At 30.6% G+C, this 8,846-nt stretch carries 7 protein-coding genes and 1 pseudogene; 3 read left to right on the plus strand and 5 right to left on the minus strand.

Annotated elements, in window-relative coordinates; translation table 11 throughout:
• On the minus strand, positions 1 to 270 hold a 270-nt coding region (locus ACP7BT_RS13315), incomplete at its 3' end, for an orotidine 5'-phosphate decarboxylase / HUMPS family protein (RefSeq protein ID WP_426303789.1).
• A gap of 90 nt (positions 271 to 360) precedes the next feature.
• Here ACP7BT_RS13315 and ACP7BT_RS13320 point away from each other — a divergent pair.
• A complete protein-coding gene (locus ACP7BT_RS13320; RefSeq protein WP_002508649.1) occupies positions 361 to 705 on the plus strand; it encodes a winged helix-turn-helix transcriptional regulator in 345 nt (114 codons plus the stop codon).
• A 407-nt stretch (positions 706 to 1,112) separates the two neighbouring features.
• Here the strand turns inward: ACP7BT_RS13320 and ACP7BT_RS13325 are convergent.
• Positions 1,113 to 2,524: pseudogene (locus ACP7BT_RS13325) on the minus strand (PLP-dependent aminotransferase family protein).
• Between the two features lie 124 nt (positions 2,525 to 2,648).
• Here ACP7BT_RS13325 and ACP7BT_RS13330 point away from each other — a divergent pair.
• Together ACP7BT_RS13330 and ACP7BT_RS13335 are read left to right on the plus strand one after the other, a co-directional pair.
• Positions 2,649 to 3,560, plus strand: a complete 912-nt coding sequence (locus ACP7BT_RS13330) for a DMT family transporter (protein ID WP_041078983.1) — start codon at positions 2,649 to 2,651, stop codon at positions 3,558 to 3,560.
• 576 nt (positions 3,561 to 4,136) lie between these two features.
• Entirely contained in the window at positions 4,137 to 5,285 is a 1,149-nt protein-coding gene (locus tag ACP7BT_RS13335; protein WP_041078981.1) for an alcohol dehydrogenase catalytic domain-containing protein, read from the plus strand.
• Between the two features lie 141 nt (positions 5,286 to 5,426).
• Here the strand turns inward: ACP7BT_RS13335 and ACP7BT_RS13340 are convergent, their stop codons facing one another.
• From ACP7BT_RS13340 to ACP7BT_RS13350, 3 genes are all read right to left on the minus strand, one after another.
• Positions 5,427 to 7,688 (minus strand): ATP-binding cassette domain-containing protein, encoded by a 2,262-nt coding sequence (locus ACP7BT_RS13340; RefSeq protein ID WP_041078979.1) that lies wholly within the window; start codon positions 7,686 to 7,688, stop codon positions 5,427 to 5,429.
• Positions 7,689 to 7,943: 255 nt separating this feature from the next.
• Positions 7,944 to 8,462 (minus strand): type 1 glutamine amidotransferase domain-containing protein, encoded by a 519-nt coding sequence (locus ACP7BT_RS13345; RefSeq protein ID WP_002483572.1) that lies wholly within the window; start codon positions 8,460 to 8,462, stop codon positions 7,944 to 7,946.
• A 155-nt stretch (positions 8,463 to 8,617) separates the two neighbouring features.
• Positions 8,618 to 8,846 (minus strand): orotidine 5'-phosphate decarboxylase / HUMPS family protein (locus ACP7BT_RS13350; RefSeq protein ID WP_426303790.1); only part of this gene is annotated, 229 nt, incomplete at its 5' end.

The raw sequence follows: 8,846 nt of genomic DNA on the forward strand, positions 1-8,846 counted from the left end.
TGCATCTTCTGCAACGCCTAAAATTGTTACTATGTCTGCACCAAATTTAACTGCTTGGCTTACTTCGTAATCGGCAGCATCCATAATTTTTAAATCTGCTAATACTTTTACACCATCAACATTATCATTTAAATGTTGTACAGCTGGTAATCCTTCATTTATAACAATTGGTGTTCCAATTTCTACGATATCTACATGATCTTTAACTTTATTTGCTAATTCTGCAGCATCCTCTTTATTTAATAAATCAATCGCTAATTGTAATTCCATATGTTATTACCTCCTATATATTATATATTCATTATGCTATAATAACTTCGTAAATACAATACTGACAAATACGTCACTGAGGAGAAGAAATTGTTAATAGAATATAATAATAAATTATTTTACACTTCTAAAGATTTAGCTTTATCAGTAATTGGTGGTAGGTGGAAAATCCCTATTATTTATCATTTATTACAATCAGAAGTACTTAGGTTGAGTGAATTAGAAAAAAAATTACCAGATATTAATCAAAGAATGTTAATTAGACAATTGAGGGAGCTTGAAAAGGATATGATAATAAAAAGAACTATATATCCAGTAGTCCCTCCAAAAGTTGAATATCGATTAACTAGTGTTGGTTTGTCTCTCGACAATGTGGTCTATGGTATTTGTGAATGGGGAGATGAATATTTGAAATTAATTAATAATGAAAATTAGTTAATTTTTTTAAAAAAGAAAAATTGAACCGAACTTTATATAATCTCTTTCAGGAATATTGATATGTTTTTATATTGACTAGTAGATTTATATTAAATAGAGAACGACTCAGAGACATATAAGTACGCTCTAAACATACAAAATATTTTTCCTGATATTAATAGTGTATATAGGGTCATTAGATTATATATTTAAAAAGGCGAAGTATAATTATACTTCGCTTTAAGTTAATCTTTATAATAAAATTAATATTAAAAATAATGGAATATTAGTATAAATACTAACCTTACTATCGAAACTATTATTGATATCACAGTATGAGTAACAAAAGTCTCTTTTAGCATCATTCTTATATACAATACTTTGTATAATACTTACCTTTAGAGTCATTATTGAAAAAGAAAATCTTAATAATGATTACTTGCATTTTTTTCGAACCATGCTTTTTCAAGCAGTTTAACTGCTGCTTTTATTTGTTCTATGGATAGTACTGCAAAGCCAAGGAGGACGGTTTGGCCATCATTTTCCCCGTATTCAGAAACAGAATTTACTTTTACACCAAATTTTGCTGCTTGATCAATAGCCTCTTGTTCTGTCATACCATTATTTAAACGTAGGGTTAAATGCAAACCAGAGTCTTCGCCTATAACTTCAACACTTTCTGGGAAATGTTTTGAAATAGCTGTAATTAAAACATCTCTTTTTTTTCGATAAACCACTTTCATTTTTTGAATATGTTTTTCCCAATGTCCTCTATTTAAAAATTCTTTTAAGATATTTTGGTCTATGCGAGAGACTGTTTGAGCATAAAAGAAAAAGTCTTCTTGGTAGATATTGATTAGAGAAATTGGTAAAACCATATAACTAATACGCAGAGAAGGTAATAGTAATTTGGAGAAAGTACCCATATAAATTACATTTTCTCCGGTATCTAACCCTTGAAGCGCAGGTACTGGTTTACCACTATATCGAAATTCACTATCATAATCATCTTCAATAATATAACGGTCTTTTTGTTCTTTTGCCCATTTCAATATTTGTAAACGTTTTGAAACCGGCATAATCATACCACTAGGAAACTGATGGGACGGCGTCACAATCGCTACATTTGCATCAGATTTAATTAAATGAGAAACAAGCATACCTTCTGAATCGATTGGAATGAATTCTACTTGATTTGTTTCTTTTTCAAATAACATCATTTTCCTATGATATCCAGGGTCTTCAACAGCAAATTTGCTCTTTGGTAATAATAGAAAAAGTATCTTCATTAAAGTTTGTGTGCCAGATCCGATAACAATTTGACTTGGATAACATTTTACTCCTCTTGCTTCGTAAATATAATCCGCAATCGCTCTTCGTAAATATAGCTCTCCTTGAGGATGGCCTAACTGTAATATTTGTTTGTTATCACTTTGAAATATTTCATTTACCAACTTTCTATAAAGGTTAAAAGGAAAAGATTCTGGATCAACACCAGTGTATGCAAAATCATAGGTATAACCATCGTTGTTATTTAATTTTTCCTCCACATACTGGGGAGTTTGATAATTTATATTAAAATCCTCTTCTTCAATATCGCAAACATAATATCCTTTTCTAGGAAGTGCTTTTAAGTAGCCTTCAGCAACTAATTGCCCATAGGCAGATTCAACAGTATTTTGACTAACGCAAAGATGCTGAGAAAGTTTTCGTTTTGAAGGCAACTTCATTTCAGGTAATAATCTTTTTTCTTTATCTCTTGTTTAATATACGAATATAACTGGATATAAATCGGATCTTTGCCTTGAATATCAAAATTCGGTGTTAACTGTAACATTAAATCTGGTCCCCTCTACTAATAAAATACTGGCACTTATAAAAGAGTCAGATATTCACTATAATACCTTAAGAGTACAATTTTTACATCATAGCAATAAAAATACTAACAATGGAGGGTTAAAATGAATCAGCAAAATCAACATATAGGATATATTATGATTATTAGTGGAGCAACTCTTTGGGGCCTATCGGGTCCGATGATACAGTGGCTTTTCCAACATTCCAGCATTTCATCCATAGATTTTCTTGTTTTTCGCTTACTATTAGCTGGAATTTTTCTTCTCTTGTATCTTTCTTTTTCAAAAAAACAAATCTTTGAAATTTGGAAGTACCCAGATCACAAATTTCAACTCATATTATTTGGAGCTATTGGTATGCTCGGTGCTCAATACTTTTTTATCGAGACAATCAATGTAAGCAATGCTGTCACGGCTATGTTGTTTCAGTTTTTTGCTCCAATCCTTATTACAATTTATGTATCCATACAAATCAAGCAGCTACCAACTGCCAGACAATTTATCTCTATAGTTATAGCTTTAATTGGTCTCTATTTTTTAATCACAAATGGTTCGTATCAAAACATTCTTCTAACCAAACAGGGTATTATTTTTGGAATTCTTACAATGCTAGGTTTTACATTTTACACTATACAACCGGTTTCTTTAATCAAAAAATGGGGCGTCATTCTTGTAGTTGGGTGGGGGATGTTAATCGCAGGTGTATTTTCCTTTTTATTAAATTTAAATTTAAGTATTCAAAGTTTTATTGAAGACTTAACAATCACAACAACTGTTATGTTATTAGGTGTGATTATAAGTGGAACTCTTTCATTTCTTCTTTATATCGGAAGTTTAAAGTATTTATCCCCATCTGAAACAAGCATTTTATCCAGTATAGAACCTCTTGTTGCCATCATCATTTCAATTACTTGGTTAAATGAATCCTTTGGATACTATCAACTAGTAGGCGGAATATTTATTATTATAGCTGTCGTAGCTTTAACTACACCGAAAAAAAGTAAGTATGAAAATTAAAAAATTTTTTCAAAATTTTTAAGCTATAAAGTAGTATAAAAAAGATACTTCTTTATAAAGAGTGTCTTAATCATTTCAAAACATGCTCGTTAACCAATATATCTTGATCTATACATTTTTTATCTCTCTTTTCTTATGAGGTACTTTATATTTTCGAGAATCTTGCCATAGTTTGTAAGTAACTTAATTTCCCAAAAAGTAGCAATAACATAATGTACATTTAAATTATCAGCTTTTAAAAGCAATAAACATTAAAATCCTTCGCTTTTCAGATTTTTATTTCGGTTTAAGAAAACACACAAATTCTTCTTTAAAATCAGCAATTACTTATAAATGGGTCAAACTGTATAGTTACTTTTAGGTAAATATTTAATTCTATTCTAGTATAGTATATTGCTTACGTGTATTAAACTTATCTATAATTACTTTTTAATTAATTTTGGCTAAATAAATACGATGTTTGGCATTTTGCTACATATGAACTAACAATTTTCTGAAAAGAGTAATAAATCAATTTATTCCTCTGAGTTTACATTATAATATCAAGGGTAAAATCGTTAGAGGAGGATGATACAAATGAAAGCAGTTACTTATCAAGGTCATAAAAATATGGAAGTGCGTGAAGTACATGATCCAATAATAGAAGAATCAACGGATGCAATTATAAAAATAACAGCTTCAGGTATATGTGGTTCTGATTTACATCTTTACCATCAAGGTGATTTATTTATGGATCCTGATTTTGTTATTGGACATGAGCCAATGGGAATTGTAGAAGAAGTAGGAAAAGAAGTTAAAACCTTAAAAAAGGGAGATAGAGTAGTTATACCTTTTAACATAGGTTGTGGCGATTGTTTCTATTGTAATAATGAAATGGAGTCTCAGTGTGATAATTCTAATCCATCACCGGCAAGTTGGAAAATGAATAATGGTGGACTCTTCGGTTTTGGTGGCATGCACGGAAACCACTGGGGAGGTCAAGCAGAGTATTTAAGAGTCCCATTTGCCGATTTCTCCTCTTTCAAAGTTCCAGATAGTGATTTGAAAGACGAACAAGTATTATTTTTATCTGATGTGGTCCCAACAGCTTATTGGAGTGTTGAACATGCAGGCGTAAAAGCTGGAGATACCGTTATTGTTCTCGGTTGTGGCCCAATTGGTTTAATGGCACAAAAATTTGCTAAATTAAAAGGCGCTGAACGTGTTATTGCCATTGACAATGTAGAACATAGATTAAACCATGCCAAAAAATCCAATGGCGCTGAAGTATATAATTTTTCTAAAGAAGATAATATAGGAAAATTACTTCATGAAAGTACACGCGGTGGTGCAGATGTCGTTATAGATTGTGTTGGAATGGATGGCCAAGTTGTTCAAGATGATTTAGAGATAAGTTCAAATTCAGCGCAACGAGGTAATATTAGTCCCATTATTACAGCAGCTGAATCAGTAAGAAAATTTGGAACGATTCAATTAACTGGTATTTACGGTACACCTGCAGACAATTTTCCAATAGATTTAATTTTCAATAGAGATGTCCAAGTAAAAAGTGGACAAGCGCCAGTTATTCATCAAATGCCAAAATTGTATGAAATGATTAAAAATGAGGTTTTTGATCCAACAGAAATTATAACTCATACAATGCCTTTAGAAGATGCAAAACAAGCGTATGATATTTTCGATCAGAAAAAAGATAATAATATTAAAGTAGTTCTAAAACCATAATAATAAATATATAAAGAAGTCTATATACAGATTATAACCAGTATATAGACTTCTTTATTAATTTCATGTGATAATTTTCAGAATCGCTAAGTTACAAAATTTCTAAATCTAAACAATGCTATATGAAAATATGAAACAATTTTAATCATTTGCTATATAAAGTTTCAAATGCTTAGATGTTAATGTTTTATTCTCTTTAACAAAGTTTATAGGATAGCCACTAAATTGTACTTCACCCCCATCTAGACCAGGACCTGGTCCTACATCTATAATCCAATCAGCATCACACATAATTGATAAATTGTGTTCAATTAAAATAACAGTGTTATTTTGTTCAATAAGATCATTAAAACAGTTTATCAATATAGGAATATCAGCTTCATGTAAACCTGTCGTAGGTTCATCAAATATAAAAATACTATCTGTAACATCATCATTTAAATATTGGCCTAATTTAACGCGTTGAATTTCACCACCTGATAATGTAGATAGAGGTTGTCCAAGGGTTACGTAATTTAATCCAGTTTTACTTATAGCTTGTAACTTAGACTGAATTTCATTTTCTTTATCAAAAAATCTTATACCTTCGTCAACAGTCAATTCAAGGAAATCAGCAATAGAATAGCCATCTATAGTTGCATTCAACACTTCTGGCTTATAACGTTTACCGTGACACACTTCACATGTTTGTGAAAATTCACCCATAAATGCAAGTTCTGTTTCAATATAACCTTTACCACCACAATTGAGACAAGCTCCTTTCGAATTATAACTAAACATAGATTTATTTAATCCAGTTTCTTTGCTGAAAAAATTTCTGACTCTATCAAAAACACCTAAATAAGTTAGTAAATTAGACCGATCGGAACCTTGTATCGCTTTTTGATCCATAAATACTGCATTATCATTTTTTGCAAAACCTGCCTTAACAAGTGAACTTTTCCCAGAACCTGCTACTCCAGTTAATACTGTCAAAACATGCTTGGGTATATTAACTGTCACATTATTCAAATTGTTTTGGGTCACTGGTCCAAGATGATAAAAACTCTTTGCTTCACGTATCTCATTTTTTAAGTGATGTTTGATACGTAGTGCTTCCCCAGTAGATGTATCTGAAGACAATAATTCTTTGTATGTTCCCTTAAACGTTATCTCTCCACCTTGCGCCCCTGAACTTGGCCCCATATCAATAATATAATCTGCTTCTTTAATTACATCAGGATCATGTTCTACAATTAATACTGTATTACCTTTATGTTTTAAAGATTTCAAAATTTCATTTATTTTTGCAATATCCTCTGGATGTAAACCAACACTTGGTTCATCAATGATATAAACCAAATCAGATAGCGAACTATTTAAATGTCGTATTAATTTAAGCCGTTGTGCTTCTCCACCTGATAAAGAAGTGGTTACACGGTTAAGAGTTAAATAACTTAATCCTATATAATCAAGTGCTTCTAATTGCTTTCGGAGTGGTTCAATAATAAACTGGGCTGTTGAATTATTTAATTTATTAAGAAATGCTAAATTTTCTTTTACAGTCATTTGTGTGAAATCTGAAATATTTTTTCCCATAATTTTACAACTCAAAATTTTCGAATTTAAACGTTGACCGTTACAAGTTGGACAAATTTTATTTTCCACAACATTTTTAAGATGTTTAGCATAACGTTTTTTATTAAATTCTTTATCTCCCAAGAATATTCTTCTAAACCTAGGTATAAGTCCCACATATTTTGCTGATTTCCGCCATTCTTCAGGTGGTTTTCTTAATTTTATTGGCTCCTGATACAAAAACAAATCTAATTCTTCTTTTGTATATGCTTTTAATTTTTTATCATTATCAAACAGACCACTATCACGATAAGCTTTCCCTCTTTCTTTATCAGGTCCAAAAGATGGAAAATTAATAGCACCTTCATTTAAAGATTTATTCCAATCTAAGAGCGCATTTAAATTAATGTCTTCAATGTAACCTAATCCTTCACATGTTTCACACATACCATTGGGACTGTTAAATGAAAAGGCATCTGAATAACCGACAAAAGGTTCGCCTATCCTTGACCATAACAATCTAACAGAGGCGTATATATCAGATACTGTACCTACAGTAGAGCGAGAATTACCATTAAATCTTTTTTGACTAATCGTCATTGCTACAGGAAGATTTTTAATTGCTTTTACTTTTGGTTTAGGCTGTTTATTTAAATGAAATTGAATGTAGCTAGAATAACTTTCATTTAAAAGTTGTTCAGATTCAGCAGCTATTGTTCTGAAAACCAGTGATGACTTACCTGAACCAGAACGACCTGTAAATACTGTAACTAAATGTTTAGGTATAGTTATATTTATATTTTTCAAATTATTTTGTGAAGCTCCTATAATGGTAATATCATTCATAAATTAAATTGCCCTCCATTGTACTTTTTAACAATTAATAATATAGATGAAGTTAAAAGATTAGTAGAATTTCGAAATAGGTTACATTACAAAACAGTATGTAGAATATCTAATATTTTATCGTAGATTATAAGTTATCTTAATGAAGTTAAGTTCATTTTATTTTTATAAAAACCTAACAATAAGAGACTAACAACAAAGTTATAAACTTTGTTGTTAGTCTCTTAGATAATAAATACTGATTGATATTACAAATTATGCTTTTAATTTTTTAATAATTTCTCTATTGAAATCATCTAAGTCATCTGGGACACGACTCGTTACAATATTGTTATCTATTACAACTGATTCATCAACAACGTGTGCACCAGCATTAGATAAATCTTTACGTACATTGATAACTCCAGTTATTGTGCGGCCATTTAAATCATCAGTATCAACTAGTAAAAGTGGACCATGACAAATCGCAAATGTAGGCACATCATTTTGAGTAAAATACTTAGTAAATGTACCATAGCGACCTTCTTCATCACCACGTAAATGATCGGGTGAGAATCCGCCAGGAATTAATAATGCATCATAATTTTCTGGTTTCGCATCTGCAATGCTAACATCTACAGTTACTTTCTCTCCATGTTTGCCAACAAGTTCATGTTTTGCTGTATCTCCAATAACTTCAGTCTCGAATCCAGCATTTTCTAATGCTTCTTTTGGACTAGTCAATTCTATATCTTCAAATTCATCTGCTAAAATGATTGCTACTTTTTTAGTCATAATACAACATACCTTTCAATTATATTTTAAAACCTAAGTACTATATACACTAGAAAAAGGAAATTTAAACATAAAATGTTTTCTAATTTTTTCACCAACTACATGTGCATTTTTATCTGTTTAGTTTAATCTTATTTAATATTAATTGTAACTGATTATGCATTTGTATGGGCATCTACAATATCACGACATTGTTTAGCAGCTTCTACAGGGTCATCAGCATTTGCAATGCCGCCACCAACAATAATTAAATCAGGATTTTCTACAACAATATCTTTAATTGTATCTGGTTTAATACCACCTGCAACTGCTACTTTAGAATTACTAATTACAGATTTAACTTTACGTAAACTTTCTAAAGGAGATTGACCTTCAGCTTGTAAG

Source organism: Staphylococcus sp. Y174-1 (genome assembly GCF_049897865.1).
In the GTDB taxonomy this organism is placed as follows: domain Bacteria; phylum Bacillota; class Bacilli; order Staphylococcales; family Staphylococcaceae; genus Staphylococcus; species Staphylococcus saprophyticus.

Bases quoted from the DNA above. Each gene is read 5' to 3' on its own strand.
- ACP7BT_RS13330 (WP_041078983.1), top strand. From the start codon at position 2,649: ATGAATCAGCAAAATCAACATATAGGATATATTATGATTATTAGTGGA.
- ACP7BT_RS13335 (WP_041078981.1), top strand. From the start codon at position 4,137: ATGAAAGCAGTTACTTATCAAGGTCATAAAAATATGGAAGTGCGTGAA.
- ACP7BT_RS13345 (WP_002483572.1), bottom strand. From the start codon at position 8,462: ATGACTAAAAAAGTAGCAATCATTTTAGCAGATGAATTTGAAGATATA.
- ACP7BT_RS13340 (WP_041078979.1), bottom strand. From the start codon at position 7,688: ATGAATGATATTACCATTATAGGAGCTTCACAAAATAATTTGAAAAAT.